Below are 21,169 nucleotides of genomic sequence, written 5' to 3'. Positions count from 1 at the left end.
TGACAACATTTGCGATTGAAACTGGGATGCCTCCAACCCAAGATGCCTCCATAGAGGCATCAATTTCCCAACACCGTACCCGATCATGGGTTGCCGAGAAAACTAATTTGCGATGAGAAGCCTTGCAGTGCTGTGTCTGGTTCGTCACTTTTCAATCACATTTCTTGCTTACCTTTGAAAATGCACAGCGAACGACCCACTTTAGGGATTTGCGAATCAATAAGATCATGCGTTGAAGGTTTCCTCGCTGGAGCTGCTTCCAACGCTGGCATGGTAGATGCAAACTTTTCTCTGCCGACTTGCCGTTTTATGATTCAGCAACATCCCTTTTCTTGTGCTTATTTATATCACCGTTCAAATTTAGATCAAATCTTTAGACCGATATAGGCTTAGTTTAAAGACACCATTTGCATCAATGATGTAGCAAGAATATGCAGTCCCACCAATGGCACAACCTATCCATCCAGGATGTTATCCAGCACCTTGGCACCAGCTTAGATGCCGGGTTGACACAAGCTGAGGTAGAACAACGGCAAAAACAATATGGGCCTAATCAGCTTCAGGCAAAAGTTGGGAGAAGCCCGGTCGTGCGGTTTCTCTTGCAGTTTAATCAACCGTTGCTATACATTCTGTTGATTGCAGGAGCGGTGAAAGCCTTTCTGGATGATTGGGTAAGCGCCTGGGTCATTTGGGGCGTTACCTTGATTAACGCCATTATTGGCTTTGTGCAGGAATCTAAAGCGGAAAGTGCGATCGCTGCATTAGCATCATCTGTGCAAACCGATACCACCATCCGTCGCGAAAATCGCAAAATTCAGGTGCCGTCTTCAGAACTGGTACCGGGCGACGTGGTGCTGCTCGTATCTGGTGATAAGGTACCCGCCGATCTGCGACTGGTAGAGGTTCATAACCTCCAGATTAATGAGTCTGCTTTAACCGGAGAGTCGGTTGCAGTCGAGAAGCGCACGAAAACCCTGGAGGCCGATGCCCCACTGGCCGAGCGCATCAACATGGCCTATGCTGGCAGCTTTGTAACATCGGGGCAGGCCAGGGGAGTGGTAATCGCCACGGGAACCGCCACCGAAACTGGGCGCATTTCCCAGCTCATGGAAGAGCAGACCAACCTGACTACCCCGCTAACCCGGAAGTTCGACAAATTTAGCCGCAGTCTGCTTTACATCATTTTGGGCGTTGCGGCTCTCACCTTTGCGGTGGGTTTGGGTCGGGGGCAATCCTGGGTAGACATGTTTGAGGCAGCGGTTGCCCTGGCAGTGAGTGCCATTCCGGAAGGGCTGCCGGCGGTGGTGACGGTAACGTTGGCGATCGGCGTTTCGCGGATGGCCAGACGGCACGCCATCGTGCGAAAGCTCCCTGCCGTTGAAACCCTGGGTGGAGCAACGGTGATTTGTTCCGACAAAACCGGAACGTTAACCGAAAACCAGATGACCGTCCAGGAAATTGATGTGGGCGATCGACGCTATAGCGTCACAGGCGTGGGTTACGAGCCTAGCGGTGAGTTTCAGCTAGAGAATCAGACGATTCAGGTTGAACACCATCCGGCATTGCGCGAATGTTTACTGGCAGGCGTGTTGTGCAACGACTCTCATGTGGAATCGGCAGAGGGAGAATGGCGCATTTTGGGAGATCCAACCGAAGGCGCTTTAATTGTGGCTGCTGAAAAAGCAGGCTTTAACCAGCCACAGCTAGAAGAAAAAATGCCACGAATTGATTTGATTCCGTTTGAATCGGAATATCAATACATGGCGACGCTGCATGATACGAGCGCTGCCGACCGCACAGCTCAACGCAGCATCTATGTGAAGGGATCAGTAGAAGCATTGATGAATTACTGTCGAGAACGGTTAGATGAACAGGGACAAGCTGTTCCCCTCACTCCAGAATCGGTTCATCGCTCGGCAGAAGCAATGGCAGAGCGCGGGTTGCGGGTGCTGGCCTTGGCCAAAAAGGATGCCGCTGCTGCACAAAACACGATCGCCCCTGAGGATTTAACAGACTTAGTCTTCCTCGGATTACAGGGCATGATTGACCCACCCCGTGAAGAGGCCATTCGTGCGGTTCATGCCTGTAAGACGGCTGGAATTCAGGTGAAAATGATCACCGGAGATCATGCGGTGACAGCAGCGGCGATCGCCTCCCAAATGGGTCTTGGTCACGACCATGAGGTTGTGGCTTTAACGGGCAAGCAGCTCGGCGAAATGGATCAGCGGCAATTAGCCAATGCGGTTGAAGACGGAACGGTCTTCGCCCGAGTTGCACCTGAGCAAAAGTTACGCCTGGTGGAAGCGCTTCAGGCAAAAGGTGAAGTTGTCGCCATGACGGGTGACGGAGTGAACGATGCTCCAGCTCTGAAGCAGGCCGACATTGGGATTGCAATGGGCAAGGCTGGTACAGAAGTGGCTAAAGAAGCCGCTGATATGGTGCTAACCGACGATAACTTTGCCTCCATTGAGGCGGCAGTTGAAGAAGGCCGAACCGTATTTCGGAACTTGCTGAAGGCGATCGCCTTTATCCTCCCGGTCAACGGTGGCGAATCGATGACGATTTTGATCAGCGTGCTGTTAGCCAGAGATTTGCCGATTCTGGCGCTGCAAGTGCTGTGGTTAAATATGGTCAACTCCATTGCCATGACTGTTCCCCTGGCCTTTGAGCCTAAATCGCGACGAGTTATGGAGCAAACGCCACGTCATCCTAACCAGCCTCTCCTCTCCAGTAATCTGCTGAAGCGTATTGGCATCATTTCTCTCTTCAACTGGATCTTGATCTTTGGCATGTTCGAATGGGTTGAGTCTGATACAGCCGAAAACATCAACTTAGCCCGCACGATGGCAATTCAAGCCCTGGTGGCTGGCCGCATCTTTTATCTACTCAGCATCAGTCAGTTGGGTGTGTCTCTGGTGGAGAAACTGCGGGGACGGGTAGAGACATGGACAGCGGCACCTGCGATCGGGTTTGGTATCGTTGCTACTATTTTGCTCCAGGTCATCTTTAGCCAGTGGAGTGTGATGAATCGCTTATTTGCCACCGCCCCGCTGAGTCTGGAACAGTGGTTAATTTGTCTTGCTGCTGGTTTACCGATGATTCTGGTTGCAGCGTTTGTAAACCGCTTCGACCCAATGAATTAGGGGGTGGTGTCACGAACCAGTAGACAAGCTGCGTCGAGTCTCTGTCGAACTCTACTGAATGGTTTGAATGCTCATTTGCGGCCAGACTGGAGGCGGGGCGATCGGCGGCACCGCCTGCGGTGGATTGGGATGGAGATGGCTAATTTGCGTATGGTTGGGGGTGAAGAGAAATACCGTTTGCCCAATCCGGTGTTGATGCCCGTCGATCGCAAACACGCCACCCGCCACAAAATCAACGCACCGCTGCGCCATATCAGCATCCATTAATCCCAGGTTGAGGATTACAGAGCGGCGTTCTCGCAGTGCCGAAACCACTTGCGGAATCTCATCAAACGATCGCGGCTCTATCAATAAAATTTCGTCTTGCTGCCCAGCCCGACTCATCATGCCAATGACATTAGTGGGTGGAGCCGATCGCTCGTCACCCTGAAACGACTCATCCTGCCACCCTAACGTGTCAGGGGGATATTCGTCCATATCGTCATAATCTGGTTGATCCAGGGCTGAACCCAGCGTCAACGTGTCATATAGCCGCCGAAAGATGCTCATAACGAGGCACCTGAACTAGTTCATGCGTTCTATTCTATCGGCTTTTTACCCGGAAATCACCCTGCATTTAGCTGGCTTTTGGAAAAATTCGGTAGGCACAACGGCGATCGCCCTTCATTACATGTTCTACCCGTTCAACGGATACGTCGGCACCTAACAGGGCTGTAAACACATCCAGCTCTGAACGGCAAAATTGCTGGCAGTGTTGGGCAGCCGCATGGATAGAACAATGGTTTTCAACGAGCAAAATGCTGTTGTCTGCTTGCTCAATAACCTCGGCCATGTAGCCTTCCCGCGATCGAATTTGGGCTAAAGCGGCAACTCGTTCGCGCCAGTTCCAGCCGTTGTTCATTTGGGCAGAGTAAAGCTGAAGCTGCTGTTGGGCGCGATCGACCAACAGCGCTTCCAGGCCAGTTGTGCCAAAAATATGTTCAATGCCTTGAAGCAAGCTCACGGTCAACCCGGCGTGGCTATCGGGAAAGAGTTTGGCGGCTCCCTGCGCCAATTGCCACAGCTTCACCGGGCGACCCACCGGGCGGCGTTCCTCCTGATATATCACCCATTCGTCAGCTTGCAGACTCTGCAAATGCTGTCGAATCGCCATTGGTGAAACCTGCAACTGCTCTGCTAGAGCCGTCGCTGTTTGAGGCCCACCCGTTTTCAGCAGGTGTAAAATCTGATTTTTGACTTTTATCTTATCTATCGCGGAATCACTCATAGCTTACATTCTGATCGAGCAACCGTCAGCATAGACCAGAGTTCGAGCCTCCAGTTTACTGAATTTATGGTCGTGAGTGGGTTAAAGTCGCGCCTCCTGAAATTTGCGAGGTGTCATTGCCGATACAAGGAAGGACACGGTCGTTACACCGTGTCCCAGTCCTTATCTCAATTCAACTCGATTTTAGCTGAACTAAATTAATTAACGGCTGGCTTGAGCAAAACGATTGTTTACTTCGTTCCAGTTAACGGTGTTCCACCACTGCTTCAAATATTCAGGCCGCTGGTTTTGATACTTGAGATAGTAGGCGTGTTCCCAGACATCGTTGCCCATAATCGGGAAATGACCGTCGGTCAGGGGGTTGTCCTGGTTGGGTGTACTCACTACTTCCAGTTTTCCATCCCGCGTGCGAACTAGCCAGACAAAGCCGCTACCAAACTGTCCCGCACCGGCATCATTAAATTTGGTCTTAAAGGTTTCAAAGTCGCCAAACGTGTCTTTAATTGCATTAGCAATCTCACCCGTTGGTTCGCCCCCCGCATTGGGAGCCATTAGCGTCCAGAAAATGGTGTGGTTAAAGTGGCCTCCTCCGTTGTTGCGAACGGCAGTGCGAACGCTTTCCGGCAGGGAATTGAGGTCACGAATCAGCTCATCAATGCTCTTGTTTTGCAAATCCGACTGGGATTCAAGTGCCGAATTGAGCTTATTAACGTAAGCAGCATGGTGCTTGTCGTGGTGAATTTGCATTGTCTGCGCGTCGATATAGGGTTCTAGCGCATCAAAGCTATAGGGCAGAGAGGGTAATTCGAATGCCATATTAGGTTTCCTTTGTCTTTAACGTCATTTTTAGTTTCTATATAAAATACTATCAAAACTTAAAATAGATTTATCTATCAAAAGTCTCAGATCCGTCAGATTTAAGAGAAGCCCTGCAAAAAATAGCCCCAGATCCAAACAGGTGGACTGGGGTGCATTAGCGGTGGGCATCCTTACAGGCTATGAGCCTGTAGTTTTGGTAAGGGTCGTCGCGGCTAAATCCAGGTATGAACGTTGTGGGAGAATTGCTATACCCGTTGCGGAGGCGTTGAAACTACCCGTTCATACTTGTGTTCGATAACAGTTATTCGATAACAGATTGTGTTCAGCAACGGATTGTCGTTTGCTTTCCTGCCCAATTGCAATTCGGTGATTAAGCTGATGGAGTGGCCGTTTGCTCGACCAGGGTTGGCGGAAGCGGCGATCGCGTCCCCGAGGCGTAAGCTTGCTCTTTAATTTCGGCTTCTAGCCGCTTAACCCGCTTGCGAGAGTTGGGATGAGTCGCCAGAAAATCAACCTGGCCTCGTTCTTGCTGGCTGAGCCGCGCAAAGAAATCGGTAGCTCCGGTAACGTGACCATAGGTACTCTGTAGCAACTGCAAGCCAAAATCGTCGGCCTGGAACTCTTGCTGCTGCGAAAAACGAGCGGTGCTAACGGCAGTAATGCCAGACACGGCGATCGATTGAATGGCACTGGGATCACCCAGCAGGGAAGCCAGGGTAAAGCGCAGCACAATGCCTCGACCCAGTCGCTGCAAGTGGTCGCGGTGGGCAAAATGGCCCAATTCATGACCCAGTACCATCATCAGCTCATTTTCAGATTTTACGTTGGCGAGTAACCCCGAGAAAATGATGATGCGATCGCCCGGAATGGCGATCGCATTAATGGTTGGCTCTGGAATATATAGCACCTGGTAGTGATGATCTTGCCGTTGCTCGTCGGGCAGTTTGGCTTCCAGGCGATCGAGTAGTTGATTGAGCGTATCCTGAGTGGGCGAGGGTTGCGACAACTGTTCAAATGCCGGGACGATAAAGCTTCCCAGTTGCCGCTCTACACTCGGTGGAATTAACCCAATTAAGCCACTGACAAATAGATTCAGCAGCCAGATGATCAGCACCACCAGTCCGGCGATTCCTCCCAGGATGACCAGAATCTGGCGATTTTGCGGGGGCGGGTTGCGATCGCTATAGCTGGCAGTCCCGGGTGGAAGTTCAATCGGCATGGTTAGTCATTGCTCTTAGTAGGACGAAACGGATTCAGGAAATTAATGAAAGGATAAAGCTGCCGCGACTGCACCCAGAGCCGCCCCTGTCCGCTAAAGCGACAGACCAGACCTTCACCGCCTAAAATACCAGTTCTTAAGCCTTTGAAGGACAGACCGCCCATCATCTCAATTTCGTAGTTTAACGTTTCTTCAAAGGCAACAATGTATCCGGTATCAACCACATACTCACCCGAAATCGGGATTTCCAAAATAGCGCCAAAGGAACTAAACCACAGGTCGCCCGTTCCGGTGGCTCTAATCAAGAACAGCGACTCGCCGCTAAAAAAACCTTTGAAGCCTTGAAACTTGGTATCGATCGTCACGGTTGGGCTGGCGGCTACAAATCCAGACGACTGCACCATCAAGCCCTGTCCATCTAAATGATAATGCTGGATATCTCCTGGAACGCCCGGAGAGATCATCATTTCGCCCGGTTTGCCCTCTGCCTTGAACTCACTCATGAAGAGTGATTCGCCGCCAAGCATCCGCCCAATGCCTTTCATTAACCCGCCCTTTACCTTGGATTTCATGCTGATCCAGGGGTCCATTGCTGCCATTGCGCCAGATTCCACCAGAACGGTTTGTCCAGCGTTGAGTTTGAGCCAAAGCGACGCATAGGCGGGTGAATGGTCAATTCGATAAGCAGTTTCAGCAGCCATCGGCTCGTTCTCCTGAGAAAATGTAAAGTGATGACATTAGATTGAGTCGTTCAAGAATAGTCAGAATAAGTTGTTGCAGGGGGCAGTTCTTTGAATCGCCACGGGTTATTTGGGCGGCAGCTTGCTTCCAACCATCTGACCAAAGGCTCCGGGATTATGGGTCTGACAAAATAGTCGGCCTTTGCCTTTGAAACGACACACCAGTCCTTCTCCCCCCATGAAGGCTCCGATCCAGCTTGAACCCGGCTTGGTAATCGAGAAGTTCAGGGTTTTATCAAACGCGACGATGTGTCCAGTATCAACCACATATTCGCCATCCACCATGACTTCATAGATGCCGCCAAAGGCACTCAACAGTACCATTCCAGACCCGCTGGCCGTTAACCAAAAAATGGATTCACCTGAGAAAACCGACTTTAATCCTTGAAATCCCAGATCGATATCTATGCCTGGTGTGCTGGCCATGTAGCCCGTAGACTGGATAACTAAATCTGTTCCAGACAGTTGATAGGGCAAAATATCGCCCATGAGGGTGGGAGCCAGATAGACTTCAGCCGGACTCGCTCCAGACCGAAACACGCTGAGGAAGAGCGATTCGCCTGCTAGCGCTCGCTTCAATCCTCCAAAAATGCCGCCCCCTTTACCCCGTCGTAGCGTAGTGCTGACCTGCATATGACCGCTCATGGCGACCATTGATCCCGCTTCGGCAATTAATTCTTCTTGCGGTGCCATATCGATTTTGGCGATCGCACTATCGGGCTGATGCAAAATCTCTAGTTTCATAGGTTTAGATGGTTGTACTCAATCGCAATCAAATCGGTTGTTGGCAAACCTGTCATTGGCAAATCTGTCATTGGTAATGCGGATAACGAACGGGATCACGGCATAACCAACGAGCAATGACCAAACGCTTTATCTCAATTTGGGACGAAGAAACCGCACCAGGCCGTCTACACTACGAGATTGCAGATAAACGCGCCCCTGACCTTTCAAACGGTTGACCAGTCCTTCCCCAGACGTGACGGAACCCAGCAACCCGCCTGCCATGTGGATATTCATGCGAATGCCGGGTTCATACGCAACCAGATGCCCGGTATCGACAATTAATTCGTTGCTCAGGCGGCGTTCAGTGATGCCACCATAGGCTCCAAAGAAGACTAATCCTTGGCCGCTGAGCTTGAGCTTAAATAACCCTTCACCCGCAAACCAGCTTGAAAAACCTGCCCATTCTACTCCCATGCGAATGCCAGGGGTATGAGCAATGTAAGCACCGGGCTGAAAGCAAATCTCGTTTCCGGTTAACTCAATCATGCTGATATCGCCAATAGTAGACTGGGTCAGCACTACTTCTTGCGGTTGTTGGGTGTTGTTTTTGAAGACGTTAACAAAGAGCGATTCTCCGCCTAGAAACTTCTTTAACAGTCCTGGAATTAAACCGCCTGAAAACTCGGTGGTCATCGAGAGTTGGGCAGACATGCTGGCCATTGCCCCTGCTTCGGCGGTGATGCGATCGCCGGGATTTAGCGTTAAAAAGAGCGTAGCAAAGGCAGGTTTGTAACGAATTTCATATCTCACCTTTAATGACCTCTAGTTGCTCAAGTACGGTTTAAATGAATGTCAGCTATAGCATTCCCACACAATGCCCTATAGTGCTAACTCAATTTACATCCGTTAAGGTTTGTGCCCGTAGTGTTGTGTCCCTCAGTTCTCCCCGATTGGTTGTACTCTAAAAATCCGATCGCAAGGGCTACAACTTATTGTCAACGTAGTAGGTTAGATGAGCGATCGTTCTCTTCAGCAGTAGACCGACATAATTCACTTCATCGCAGCTACAGTCACTGCCCCTCTTTGGGGTGTCCAAGTATCCGTTGAAATCTTGAAAGGGCACCTTTTACAAACACATGCGACTTCTGTTGAGCTTTATCTAAACAACATTGAATCTATCCTGAAGGAGAATGAGCCGACTGTAGAGGTTTTCTATAACCTACTAGCTACAAGGTTGGTGGGTCATTAAGATGCCATTCCTGTTGCGGTTATTCATACGCTAATTCAACCCGTTGCAATTCAAGCAGGATGGCGAGTGGTGCGACCTACCGAGGGTTCTGCTAAATCCATTGTGTTGTGGATTGAGAACTGAATCAGGCTAGAATGGCTGCCCCGCAATTCTCGGCCTTTGGGAGCTAGCTGGCAAACGGCTTCCCTGTGTTCTTTGTTTCGCTCGGCTTATGGTTGTTGGAGGGTGACTTATGGCTCGAATCTGTGATATTGCTCAACAGGCGCTGACCACTGGCTGTTTGACGATTACGGCTGAAGATGAGTTGCGGCGCTTGATGCAAACGAAATATGACAATGAAGATTTCTTTGCGTTTATGCAGCTACAACATGCGGCAATGGAAGGAAAAGTGAAGCAAGAGTCGCGCGAACAGAGGCGCGATCGCCACGCTGCAATCTGCTGATGCATGAAATGGATGGCACTGAGTGAACGTCACTTCGGGTGAATAGTGGTCATTTATCGCAAGAATCAAAAGCGATGATGGCTAGATGAATGAGCGTCGGGAGTTGCCGGATGAATGTACAGCAGTTCTCAATCGAGTCAGCCACAGTCTCGCCAGGATGGTTGTGTGTGTAGGGTTTGGGGTGTGGTGAATGCAAATGAAAATGGCTGTAAGTCTGGCTGATTCAAGCGGACTGATACGTGCGGCATGGGTGAGAAACCACATCAATGCGTTCATTGAAAAAGGAATGATCAGTAGCAAGGGAACTATAGCCCAATACTGGAATCTGAAAGACATCCAGAAAAACCGTCCAATTCATTTCAACTATCGAGATTAACTCTAGAGAAATGAGGAACGGAAATAGATGAATGAGATCTCTGTGCCAATTGGGTCAAAGCAGGGTGACGTTCAGCCATGACAGGAGATGCTATGTCATGAGAGTCAAGAACCTCCCCTCATGGGCTTCCTTCTCTTCAGCAATTTCGCTACCCCACAGTTCTACCTCCATGCGTTGCACTTTTCGCACGCAGCGCTACTTTGTCCCCATTATGGGTACCATCCTTTGAGTGAAGAATAACGTGATCTGGCGTCCGGGCTTGGTGCTACCGCAGTCCTAACAGGTGTGTTTGTCATAGCGAACTTCCCGCCGATTCACGGGAGGAACTTTTCAAGGCCGCTCTGGCTTGCCACTCGTCAACCCGATCTGATTCCACCCTTGATTAAAATTTAGTTACAGAATGAAAGGTTTGATAGTTTTTTTGCAAACTCTGAATTAAAATTCTCCAACTCTAGATAGTTGGTAGAAGGGTGATTGGTGTCAAGAGTGGTATGTAGATACTTTGTCCCTTGAGATGCTCCCCAAACCTGAATTTCGTCGGATACAGCAGATCGCTCAATCGGTTCGGGATCGGCGCGATATGATGCAGCTATCGCAGGAAACATTCGCCGACACATCAGGCATGACCGCCACAATTAATCGATGGAAAAACGGACGTGCTAAGCCTTCTCCCCTGACACTGAAGCAAATTGACTCCTTACTACACCAGATGTCTCAGGCTCTTAATGTGGCGTTACGGGTACGTCAAGCTATCCGCAACAAATATTTTTGGAGAGGAATGCAACCGTATGAAGGCTAGGGGGAGAACCAGGAGCGATCGCCTCCACTTTGTCGTGGCAGTGATAAGTGTTGCTGTAGCACTGGGGGTAACGCTTCTACTTTTGCCGTGGCTGTATCCGACCGTCACCCCTTTCTTTTTTGTGGCGGTGATTGTGAGTGTAGGGCTGGGTGGATGGGAGGCTGGATTGCTGGCCACCGTTTTGTCTACGCTGGCAGTTGGCTACTTTTTTGTTGAGCCGCGCTATTCCTTCCAATTCATCACCATTGGTACTGGGATACGGTTAGGATTATTTTTGATCGCCGCAGGGTTAACCAGTTGGCTCGATCGATCGCGACGAATAGCCTTAGAGCGTGCCAGAGCGGATTATCACACACTCAAAGAAACTATCAAACGGGAAGAGGCTGAACGGACTGAACGTAGACAGGCTGAAGAGGCACTGCGACAAAGCGAAGATCGCTTTCATGCGGTGGCGGCCAATTTGCCGAGAGGGGCAGTTTTCATCGTGGATCGTAATCTGCGCTATTTATTGGCAGCAGGCGAAGCACTGCAAGCGGCGGGTCTGAACTCTGAGGACTTGATTGGTAAAACCATCTGGGACGCGCTTGATCCCACGCTGGCAGCAAGCTATGAACCTTGCTTTCGCCAGGTGCTGAATGGCAAACCGTTTAGCGTGGAGCATGAGAGCCACGATCGCTACTACATTTCTCACGGCACACCGCTCTACAACGATTGCGGAGAGGTTTATGCAGTGCTGGTAATGTCCTATGACATTAGCGATCGCAAGCACGTTGAAGCCGAACGTCAGCAGACAGAAGTTGCCCTGCGTGAGTCAGAAGAAAAGCTTTCTCTGTTTATCAAACATGCTCCGGCCGCGATGGCAATGTTTGACCGTGAACTGCGTTATCTGGCATACAGTCAACGCTGGATCGAGGACTATGACTTAACGGAACCCATGATTGGACGCAGCCACTATGAAGTCTTTCCAGAAATTTCTGAAGCCTGGAAGCAGATTCATCAAAACTGTCTGGCGGGTGCCATCGAGAAATCAGACGATGATTGCTTTAACCGGCTCGATGGCTCAGTGGATTGGCTCAAGTGGGAAGCTCGCCCCTGGTTCAATGCGGCAGGTGAAATTGGCGGCATTGTCATCTTTGCCGAAAACATCACCGATCGCAAACTAGCCGAAGCAGAACTGCGGCAGAAGAATGCCATTTTAGATGTGGTGAACCAATCAGCCCCCACCCCCATTTTTGTCAAAGATCGCCAGGGACGGATTATCTATGCCAATCCAGCGACGCTGGAGGTGTTGGGCAAATCGGCGGCTGAAGTGATTGGCCACCGGGACTGCGACCTTTATCCAAACGCTGAAGATGCCGCCAGGGTGATGGAAAACGATCAGCGCATTATGGCATCGGGACAGACGGAAGTGGTGGAAGAATCTCCCGATGGTATTCGCACCTTCTTAGGCATGAAAGCGCCCTACCGCAACGAGGCTGGAGAGGTCATTGGGTTAATCGGCATTTCTAACGACATTACCGATCGCATTCAAATTGAACGGGATCGGGAGCGAATCTTACAACAAGAACAGGCGGCACGAGAAGCGGCTGAACAAGCCAACCGCATCAAGGACGAGTTTTTGGCAGTGCTCTCTCACGAGTTGCGATCGCCCCTCAATCCAATTTTGGGTTGGTCAAGACTATTGCAGAAGGGCAACCTGGACGCTACAAAAACCGCTCAAGCCCTGGCAACCATCGAGCGCAACGCCAAACTGCAATCGGAACTAATTGAAGATTTACTCGATGTCTCTCGAATTTTGCAAGGGAAGCTTAGCCTCACTGTCAGTTCAATTGATTTAACCGCTGTGATTCGAAGCGCAGTTGAAACCGTGCAACTCGCTGCCGAAGCCAAATCTATTACAGTAGCAGCCAGCTTAGATGCTGAAGTAGGAACCGTTTCAGGCGATGCAACCCGCCTACAGCAAGTGGTGTGGAATTTACTCTCTAATGCGGTGAAGTTTACGCCGATAGACGGTCGAGTAGAGGTGCGGTTAGAACAGGTTGACCACCAGGCGCAAATCACTGTTAGCGACAACGGCAACGGCATTCCAGCAAATTTCCTCCCCTTTGTGTTTGACTGTTTTCGTCAAGAAAGTGGCGCAACCACCCGTCAATTTGGCGGTTTGGGGTTAGGGTTGGCGATCGTCCGTCATCTGGTCGAGCTACACGGTGGCACGGTGACCGCCGCCAGTGCAGGCAAAGGGGTAGGAGCCACGTTTACAGTTAAACTACCGCTGCTGAAGAGACAGGGGGATGGAGAGATGGAGAGACGGGGAGACGGGGAGATGGAGAGAGGCTCATCCACTCTGCCACTCACGGGTTTACAAATCCTGGTGATTGATGATGAAACCGATTCACGGGACTTTGTGGCGTTCGTCCTGGAGCAAGCAGGTGCAAACGTGACGACTGCGGCGATCGCCAGCGAAGGGTTTTTAGCATTAACGCACGCTCCGCCCGATGTCCTCGTTAGCGACATTGGGATGCCCGAGGTCGATGGCTACATGCTGATGCGGCAGATCCGGGCGTTACCACCAGAGCAAGGAGGACAGGTGAAAGCGATCGCCCTTACGGCCTATGCCGGAGATTTTAATCAACAACAGGCACTGCAAGCCGGATTTGAGCAGCATATAAGCAAACCTGTGGAGCCAGAAGCGTTAGTCAGAGCTGTTCATGCCTTGCTTACGGGCTAGAACCCGATTCAGCCTGTAGTTCTGATTCCATCTTCACTCCCAAATCTACTATTCTTTCTGACTGCTATGACCGAGCAACTGTCACAAAAACCTTTAATTGCACCAATGCCGACCAATGAAAGGGAACGGTTGGCAGCCCTACATCGCTACAACATTCTCGACACGCCGCCCGATGCCGGGTTCGATCGCATTACGAAACTGGCAGCACGTCTGTTTAACATGCCAATCGCCCTCATTTCGCTGGTGGATGAGTCAAGAGCCTGGTTCAAGTCCTGTGTTGGTTTTGGTGCCAGTGAAGTGTCTCGTGACGATACCCTTTGCAGTTTTGCGGTGTTGATGAACGAGCCGCTGATTGTTCCCGATACCCGATGTGACGATCGCTTTGTCTGCAATTCCTTTGTTCGAGCTGAACCGGGAGTGCGGTTTTATGCAGGTGCGCCCCTGATCAGTCACGATGGCTTTAACCTGGGAACGCTGTGTCTGCTCGACAGTCAACCCCATGCCCCATTTACCGCAGAGCAGAAAGCAACCCTGGTAGATTTAGCCGCAATGGTGGTTGATGAGCTGGAACTAAGATTGGCAGCTCAGAAGATTACCCAATCCGAAGAAAAATACAAAGAAGCCGAATCTAACCTGAGAGACGTGTACATGCAGTTAGAAGCGGCTTTAGCAGCAGGTGCCGTCTATACCTATTGCTGGAAGATTCCTGACGATCGACTGGTCGTTAGTGCTGCGTTTGCTCAATTATTCAACGTAGACCTGGCAAGCGCAACGACAACAGGGCTGCCGATTCAGCATTTTATCAATTCGATCCATGAATCAGACCGTCCTCGCGTTGTCGCCGCTATTGAGCAGGCGATCGCCACGGGCGACCCCTATATAGCTGAGTACCGTATCGACACGGCTATGGGTAAAAAGCAGTGGGTGGCGGCACGGGGGCAGGTCGAGTATGGTGCCGATGGCTCACCGATGGTATTTATTGGCGCGGTCGCAGATATTACCGAACGCAAACGGGTAGAACAAGCCCTCCGCGAAAGCGAAGCCCAAAGCCGGACTATTCTAGAGAGCATTACGGATGCCTTCTTTGCCCTGGATGAGCACTGGCGGTTTACCTACGTGAATGGAGCCGCCGAAATCCTGCTCGATCGCACTTCCGCCGATTTAATGGGTCAAAACGTTTGGGAAATGTATCCCGGTCTGGATGGCAGCGAGTTTGAACAGCTTTACTGGCGCGTGATGCGCGATCGCGAAGCTGGATCGGTGACCTCCTTTTATCCTGACCACGATCGCTGGTACGAAGTCCACGGTTATCCAGCCGCAAAGGGAATCGCTGTCTATTTCAGAAATGTTACCGAACAGATTGAATCTGCTGCTATCCTGCGCCAATCTGAGGAACGTTATCGAACCCTGTTTGAGTCGATCGATGAAGGCTTTTGTGTGGTTGAAGTCCTGCTTGATGCTGACGACATGCCGATCGACTACCGTGTCCTGGAAGTTAACCCCGTCTTTGAGCAACAAACCGGGCTGCAAAACGCCGTTGGTAAAACAGCGCGTCAGCTCAACCTGGAAGAACATTGGATTGCAATTTATGGTCAAGTTGCCCTGACGGGAGAATCGGTTCGGTTTGAAAATGGTGCTGAAACGCTCAACCGCTGGTTTGATGTATATGCCTGCCGCATTGGTGAGGAGTCGCGAAAAGTGGCGATCGTCTTCAAAGATATTACCGAGCGCAAGCGCATTGAAGACGAACGCAAACGTCGTGAAGCAAACCTTGCCTTTTTAGCCGACATTGCCGAAGATTTCTCGCGTCTATCGTCAGCCACCGAGATTATGCAAATCGTTGGAGCGAAGATCGGCGCGTACCTTCAGATCACCACCTGTAACTTTACAGATGTGAATGAAGAACGGGACGAACTAACGGTGCATTACGGCTGGAACAGTCCAGATGTCCTTAGCACAGTGGGCACCTTTCGCATCACAGAGTACTTAAGCGAGGATCTCCAGCGAGCCAGCCGCGCCGGAGAAATGGTCGTGGTTCGAAACACCCAGACCGATCCACGCACCGATGCTTCCGGCTATGCTGCACTCAACATGCATTCATTTGTTACCGTGCCCTTTCACCACCACGGTACGTGGACCCATTACATTGCCATCTGTGATTCGCGCCCGCGCGACTGGTGTGACGATGAACTCCAACTCATTGAAGAACTCTCGAACCGCATCTTCCCTCGTCTGGAACGTGCCCGTGCTGAAGCTCTTGTTGCAGCAGATCTCCAAGATACGCAACGACTGCGCGAACTGGCGGCGCGACTGGTGACGGAGGGCGACGCTCAAACGCTGTATCAAGAGATTCTGTCTACTGCGATCGCGCTGACCCAGGCAGATGCCGGAACGGTGCAACTTCTTGATGATGCGACTCAAGAGTTGGTACTGTTTGCTACTCAAGGGTTGGAGCAAAAAATGACTGATCGCTTCTACCGCGTGAATGTGAGTTCTAATACGCCCTGTGGCATTGCACTGAGACATAGCGGTTCCTCTGGAGGTGCGCAGCGCGCGCAGCGCACCCTGGTTGACTTTGATGTACCCGAGAGCGAAGACCCCGACGGTTCAATGCGAATACACGTGGAGTCGGGCTATCTGTCGGCTCAATCTACGCCGCTGTTGACTCGTTCGGGTAAAGTAATCGGCATGGTTTCAACCCATTGGCGCAAACACCACCGACCCAGCGATCGCGAATTGCGGTTTCTAGATCTGCTGGCTCGTCAAGCGGCTGACCTGATCGAGCAACGGCAGACGGCAGCCGAACGGGAACAACTCCTGGCGCGTGAGCAAGCGGCACGAGCCGAAGCCGATCGCGCCAATCGCATCAAAGATGAATTCCTGGCGGTGCTGTCCCATGAATTGCGATCGCCTCTCAACCCAATCCTGGGTTGGACACGTTTGCTGCAAAACGGCAAACTGGATGCTGCTCGTCAGGCTGAAGCCTTAAAAACGATCGAGCGCAATGCCAGACTTCAGACGCAACTGATTGAAGATCTCCTCGACATCTCTCGCATCATGCAGGGCAAGTTGAGCTTAACGGTTGCTCCTGTTAATTTGCCATTTGTGATTACGGCGGCTGTCGAAACGGTGCAGTTGGCGGCAGAAGCCAAGAACATTCAAATTCTGCTCGACCTGACAACGGCGATCGCGCCCGTTTCGGGCGATGTCACCCGGTTGCAACAAGTGGTCTGGAACCTGCTCACCAATGCCGTCAAATTTACCCCTAACGGCGGACAGGTAACCGTTGAACTACGGCAACTGGAGCAGTTGGCTCACATTCAAGTAACAGATACCGGAAAAGGCATCGATCCGCAATTTTTACCGCATGTATTTGAGTATTTTCGGCAGGAAGACGGCTCAACCACGCGTAGATTTGGCGGGTTGGGGCTGGGGCTGGCGATCGTGCGGCAAATTGTGGAAATGCACGGTGGCACCGTTTGGGCAGCAAGTCTGGGCGAAAATCAGGGCGCGACTTTTGTAGTGCAGTTGCCGACCCTGCAACAGATACTCCCTCCGCTACAGGAGCCAACCTATCCTCAATCAGAAAATAGCGGCACTTCCTTCAGTAACTTAGCGTGAGTTTGGGATCAGGGTTGGAATGGATATCGGTTGATCATTTCCGTACTCACGTCTACGGTTAGTGTCGTGTGCAGTAGGTAACACCAATGGTGGGTTAGCTCAACGCTGTTCGCTTGCTCCCAGGTGCTTTAAAAGCAGGTCACATACCTCGGTCGCGTGTAGGGATGTGGCATTGAGCAACTGGGTTTGGCGCGTGATTAAAACAGGACAATCGGCGCTGGAGGCCGGAATACTGCCGTGGGAACCGCGTACCAGATCGGCTTCCAGCGGAATGACATCTAGCAGCGATCGCCCGCCAAGCTGCTTTTTCAGTAGCGCCAGTCCAATATTCAGGGCAGGCAGTTTCAACTGGGGATTGAGAAAGAGTTCAACGGGGTCATATCCCGGCTTGCGGTGGATATCAACGGTGCGAGCAAAGATAGGGGCTTGCCGATCGCTAAGCCAGTAGTAATAGGTAAACCAGGCATCTGGAGCGGCGATCGCCACCAGTTCACCCGAACGAGAATGGTTGAGATGATGCGCTTGTTTTCCGGCCTCATCTAATACCAGGGCAATGCCATCGGTGGCGTTTAGCAGGGCTTGTATTTGGGGAAGGTAGGCGCGATCGTTGACGTAGACATGGGCAATTTGATGATCGGCAACGGCAAAAGCAATGCTGGCTCCCGGATCGAGCAGTTCGCCATCTTCCTCTTCCCGAACCGTCAGCAGTCTGTGTTCTCGCAGAATGCGGTTGAGGTGAATGGGACGAGAGACAGCAGTGATGCCATATTCTGATAACACAATGACGGTAGCACCACGGCTTTCGTAATAGTCGATCAGCTCTCCACACACCGTATCAATGGCGGTTAATTCAGCCGCAATGCGCGGGTGATCCGGGCCAAATCGCTGCAATCCGTAGTCAAGATGGGGCAAGTAAACCAGGGTGAGGGTGGGGCTATAGTGTTGCTCCATCCACTGAGCCGATTGGGCAATCCACTGGCTAGAGCGGATGGAACTGGCGGGTCCCCAGAAATGAAACAGCGGAAATGAACCGAGGTCGGCCTGGATGCGCGATCGCACGTCAGCAGGGTGAGTGTAGATATCGGGCACTTTCCTGCCGTCTGCCCGGTATTGAGGCCGAGGTGTGATGGAGTAGTTAACGGATGAGTACATGTTGTACCACCAGAACAGGTTGGCACAGGTGAAGCTGGGGTCGATCGCCTTTGCTTTGTCCCACAGTTTGGGAGCCTGTATCAGGTGGTTGGATTGTCGCCAAAACTTGATTTCACACTCGTCGCGGAAGTACCAGCCGTTTGCCACGATACCGTGCTGGTTGGGCAGGGTGCCCGTCAGGTAACTGGCCTGGACAGAACAGGTAACGGCGGGTAACACGGGTTGCACCGAAACGATTTGTCCCTGGGATGCCCACTGAGACAGCCGAGGAGTTTGTTCATTGATGAGGCTGGGGGTTAGCCCTACGACATTGAGGACAACTGTTTTTTGCATGAGCCGCTGGTGATAGTTTCAAGCACCCATTCATACTCGCGCTGAATTGAGGGCAAAATGTCTGTCTTTAAAGCCGGGGGTAAAACGTCCCAGGTGTAGGTTTCAATTTCGAAATGCTGACTGGCTGGAGACGTAGCCAACAGGCGTAACACAGTTGCAATATCGTCTTGGGTGGAGTGCAGTCCGTCGTAATCGTGGACAAAGATAGGGACGTGGAAATGGGTGCGCCATTCGACAGCAGTGGTGTGTTCGAGGTGGGGCAATGCGATCGCCAAATCAGGATAATGGTGCAATGTGCCATCGGCATGACGTGCAATAACCTGATGCAAATAGGTGGATTCGGCAAAGGGTTGCAACCGTTCTCGAAGCAGGTGACGCTCTGCTAATGAGTGGGGTAAGGCGACTTTGAGAGCGGCACTGATTTGCACTTTGCCTACCTGAATTCCTGCGGCCTGGAGTTGAGTAAAGGCAGTCAGTGGGTTTTCGTACTCAACGGCAAAATGGCAGGTGTCGTAACAAATCCGAATATGCTCTCGCAGGTGGGCTTCTGCGGCTGCGGGTGTGAGTCCTAATTGTGCGTTCAGGTGGGTTTTGCCGATTGGTAACAGCCAGTGGTTGAAGAAGTCGATCGCTTCTATTGTGGTTTCAATTAAACCATCGGGTTCGGGTTCCAAATCTAGATGTATTTGCTTTCCGGTAGTTTGCCGTAGTCGAATCAGTTCGGCTGCGAGCAGAGCCAGTTGGTGGCTGCTGTCGCGGAGGATGGTTGCCCTGGCAGATTGGTCTATCCACCACGGTTTGTAGGACAGCGGCAGGGTGGAGATGCTGCCGTCTACGTTACTTGGCAACAGAGCGGCGAGGATATGAGCCAGCCGTTTGGTGTAATCTAGCCGCGATCGCTGCGACCAGTCGGGGGCATAAACGCGATCTTTAACCACCTGTCCATGAAAGCTACCGAAGGGAAATCCATTCAAGGTAAAAACATAGAGATCTTGCTCGGTGAGCCAGGTTTGGAAGTGGGCGAGCGTGTCTCCATGCAGTGCTTGGGCGGCGATGTTGGCCAGGCGGAGACCAATGCCGAAGGGAGCAGTGGGTGATAGGGAGGCTTTGAGGGGGGGAATGTAGTGCTGTACATTGTTGAACACCTGCGGCCATGATTCACCGGGATGAATGTTGGTGCAGTAGGTTAAATGACTCGGATGGGGAGAGGCGGTCGTTATGTGCATGATTGCTCGATCGTTTGCAGGATGGAGACGGCTTGTTGATACAGAGGTAAATCAACGGTGTGGACTTCAATGCTGTGACCGATATCGCTTAGCAGTGTGATGGTGAGTTCGCCGCCCAGATGTTCTTGGAATTCGCTGAGTCCGCGAAACAGGGATTGGGGATGATCGGGAGTGAGGTGTTTTGCCAGTTCTGGAACGTATAGGCTGAAGCCGATCGCCTTTAAGGTCTGCAAAATGCGTTGCCATGCGGGCAAGGATAGGCGTTGGCTGAGATAGGAGTAGGTGCTATCCAGGGCAATGCCGATCGCTACGGCTTCTCCATGCCGCAGCCGATACTGGGTGAGATGTTCGAGTCGGTGGGCGGCCCAATGCCCAAAGTCTAGTGGCCGTGAGGAACCAGCTTCAAAGGGATCACCACTGGTGGCGATGTGGTTAAGGTGGAGTTGGGCGCAGCGGTAAATTAGCCGTTGCATGGCGATCGCATCTCGCTGGTTCAGGGCATCGGTGTGGGTGGTGATGAAGTCAAAAAAGGCTGCGTCTTTAATTAAGGCAACTTTGATGGCTTCGGCAATGCCCGATCGCCAGTCTCGTAGGTTCAAGGTGTTGAGGAAGTTGAAATCGTTTAATACAGCGGCGGGTGGGGCAAAGGTACCCAGGAAGTTCTTTTTGTTAAAGGCGTTGATGCTGTTTTTGACACCAATGCCGGAGTCATTTTGTGCCAGGACGGTGGTGGGGATGCGAATCAGGCGGATGCCACGATGGGCGATCGCGGCAATGTATCCGACCAGGTCGAGGAGGGCACCGCCACCGATGGCAAGCAGGTAGGAATGGCGGCACAGTCCGGTTTGGTGAATGATTTGTAGTAGGTTTTGGGGTAAAGCTGGATCGTTTTTGGCGGCTTCTCCACCGGGTACGATGATCGGATCGGTGCAGAGGGTGAAGGCGTGATGGTGGGCGTAGTGGGTGAGTTGGCTTAGTAAGTGGGGGTGATGGGTTGATACTCCGTCGTCAATGATGGCGATCGCTCGTTTGGGGTGGAGGTCGGTGTGGCTGGTTAGGATTTGGGCGAGTAGGGGGTTGTCTGGGTTAAATAGTCCGGTGGTGAAGTGGACGGGATAGTTGAATGTGAGGCGGATGGTTTGTTGAATGGGAGGTAACAGTAGATGATGCGGTTGGGGTAGTTTGGTGGGGGGCATAGGGATGCGGGATGGTGGTTTGGGGAATGGTTAGGATAGCGGGATAGTGAGAGAGCGGGATGGCGGATAGTGAGATGGCGGGATGGATTGGAGGGGTAAGATAGGCCGAGCTTGGGGGCTAGCCCCCAAACCC

Annotated in this window: 15 protein-coding genes; 5 read left to right on the top strand and 10 right to left on the bottom strand. The window is 51.6% G+C overall.

Features of this window, described 5'->3' with window-relative positions:
* Positions 1-431 precede the first annotated feature (431 nt).
* Positions 432-3,143, top strand: a complete 2,712-nt coding sequence (locus IQ268_RS15520; RefSeq protein WP_193880664.1) for an HAD-IC family P-type ATPase — start codon at positions 432-434, stop codon at positions 3,141-3,143.
* Between the two features lie 51 nt (positions 3,144-3,194).
* Here the strand turns inward: IQ268_RS15520 and IQ268_RS15515 are convergent, their stop codons facing one another.
* From IQ268_RS15515 to IQ268_RS15485, 7 genes are all read right to left on the bottom strand, one after another.
* The gene (locus IQ268_RS15515; protein WP_193880661.1) at positions 3,195-3,692 is read right to left on the bottom strand and encodes a cell division protein SepF; all 498 of its coding nucleotides are present in this window, start codon (positions 3,690-3,692) and stop codon (positions 3,195-3,197) included.
* Positions 3,693-3,759: 67 nt separating this feature from the next.
* Positions 3,760-4,410 (bottom strand): metalloregulator ArsR/SmtB family transcription factor, encoded by a 651-nt coding sequence (locus tag IQ268_RS15510; protein ID WP_193880658.1) that lies wholly within the window; start codon positions 4,408-4,410, stop codon positions 3,760-3,762.
* Positions 4,411-4,611: 201 nt separating this feature from the next.
* The gene (locus IQ268_RS15505; protein ID WP_193880655.1) at positions 4,612-5,226 is read right to left on the bottom strand and encodes a superoxide dismutase; all 615 of its coding nucleotides are present in this window, start codon (positions 5,224-5,226) and stop codon (positions 4,612-4,614) included.
* Positions 5,227-5,599: 373 nt separating this feature from the next.
* Positions 5,600-6,448 carry a M48 family metallopeptidase gene (locus tag IQ268_RS15500; RefSeq protein ID WP_193880652.1) on the bottom strand — a complete coding sequence of 283 codons (849 nt, stop codon included), beginning with the start codon at positions 6,446-6,448 and terminating at the stop codon, positions 5,600-5,602.
* Between the two features lie 2 nt (positions 6,449-6,450).
* Positions 6,451-7,149 (bottom strand): TIGR00266 family protein, encoded by a 699-nt coding sequence (locus tag IQ268_RS15495; protein WP_193880649.1) that lies wholly within the window; start codon positions 7,147-7,149, stop codon positions 6,451-6,453.
* A 105-nt stretch (positions 7,150-7,254) separates the two neighbouring features.
* Entirely contained in the window at positions 7,255-7,932 is a 678-nt protein-coding gene (locus tag IQ268_RS15490; RefSeq protein ID WP_193880646.1) for a TIGR00266 family protein, read from the bottom strand.
* Positions 7,933-8,061: 129 nt separating this feature from the next.
* Positions 8,062-8,724 carry a TIGR00266 family protein gene (locus IQ268_RS15485; RefSeq protein WP_193880643.1) on the bottom strand — a complete coding sequence of 221 codons (663 nt, stop codon included), beginning with the start codon at positions 8,722-8,724 and terminating at the stop codon, positions 8,062-8,064.
* A gap of 671 nt (positions 8,725-9,395) precedes the next feature.
* On the opposite strand from IQ268_RS15485, the gene IQ268_RS15480 reads away from it, so the two are divergent.
* The 4 genes from IQ268_RS15480 to IQ268_RS32290 all read left to right on the top strand — a co-directional run bounded on the left by IQ268_RS15480 (position 9,396) and on the right by IQ268_RS32290 (position 17,129).
* Entirely contained in the window at positions 9,396-9,605 is a 210-nt protein-coding gene (locus tag IQ268_RS15480; protein ID WP_193880640.1) for a hypothetical protein, read from the top strand.
* An 890-nt stretch (positions 9,606-10,495) separates the two neighbouring features.
* Entirely contained in the window at positions 10,496-10,780 is a 285-nt protein-coding gene (locus IQ268_RS15475) for a helix-turn-helix domain-containing protein (RefSeq protein WP_193880638.1), read from the top strand.
* Positions 10,770-13,508, top strand: coding sequence for a PAS domain-containing protein (locus IQ268_RS15470; RefSeq protein WP_193880636.1), 2,739 nt, complete (start codon positions 10,770-10,772; stop codon positions 13,506-13,508). The genes IQ268_RS15475 and IQ268_RS15470 overlap by 11 nt, the downstream gene beginning before the upstream one ends.
* A 66-nt stretch (positions 13,509-13,574) precedes the next feature.
* Positions 13,575-17,129, top strand: coding sequence for an ATP-binding protein (locus tag IQ268_RS32290; protein WP_228035406.1), 3,555 nt, complete (start codon positions 13,575-13,577; stop codon positions 17,127-17,129).
* 99 nt (positions 17,130-17,228) lie between these two features.
* Here IQ268_RS32290 and IQ268_RS15450 read toward each other — a convergent pair whose 3' ends face one another.
* Genes IQ268_RS15450 through IQ268_RS15440 form a run of 3 tightly spaced genes read right to left on the bottom strand, consistent with a single transcriptional unit; the run spans position 17,229 to position 21,036 of the window.
* Complete coding sequence (locus tag IQ268_RS15450; RefSeq protein ID WP_193880634.1) at positions 17,229-18,614, bottom strand: alkaline phosphatase family protein; 1,386 nt, start codon at positions 18,612-18,614, stop codon at positions 17,229-17,231.
* Complete coding sequence (gene eboE / locus IQ268_RS15445; protein ID WP_193880631.1) at positions 18,584-19,840, bottom strand: metabolite traffic protein EboE; 1,257 nt, start codon at positions 19,838-19,840, stop codon at positions 18,584-18,586. The genes IQ268_RS15450 and eboE overlap by 31 nt, the downstream gene beginning before the upstream one ends.
* A complete protein-coding gene (locus IQ268_RS15440) occupies positions 19,831-21,036 on the bottom strand; it encodes a 3-dehydroquinate synthase (RefSeq protein ID WP_193880629.1) in 1,206 nt (401 codons plus the stop codon). Before IQ268_RS15440 ends, eboE begins: the two co-directional genes overlap by 10 nt.
* Positions 21,037-21,169: the final 133 nt, after the last annotated feature.

Origin of the sequence: Oculatella sp. LEGE 06141 (assembly GCF_015207605.1) — a bacterium.
Taxonomy (GTDB): Bacteria; Cyanobacteriota; Cyanobacteriia; order Elainellales; family Elainellaceae; genus Oculatella.
This window is presented reverse-complemented; position numbering and strand designations above follow the sequence as displayed.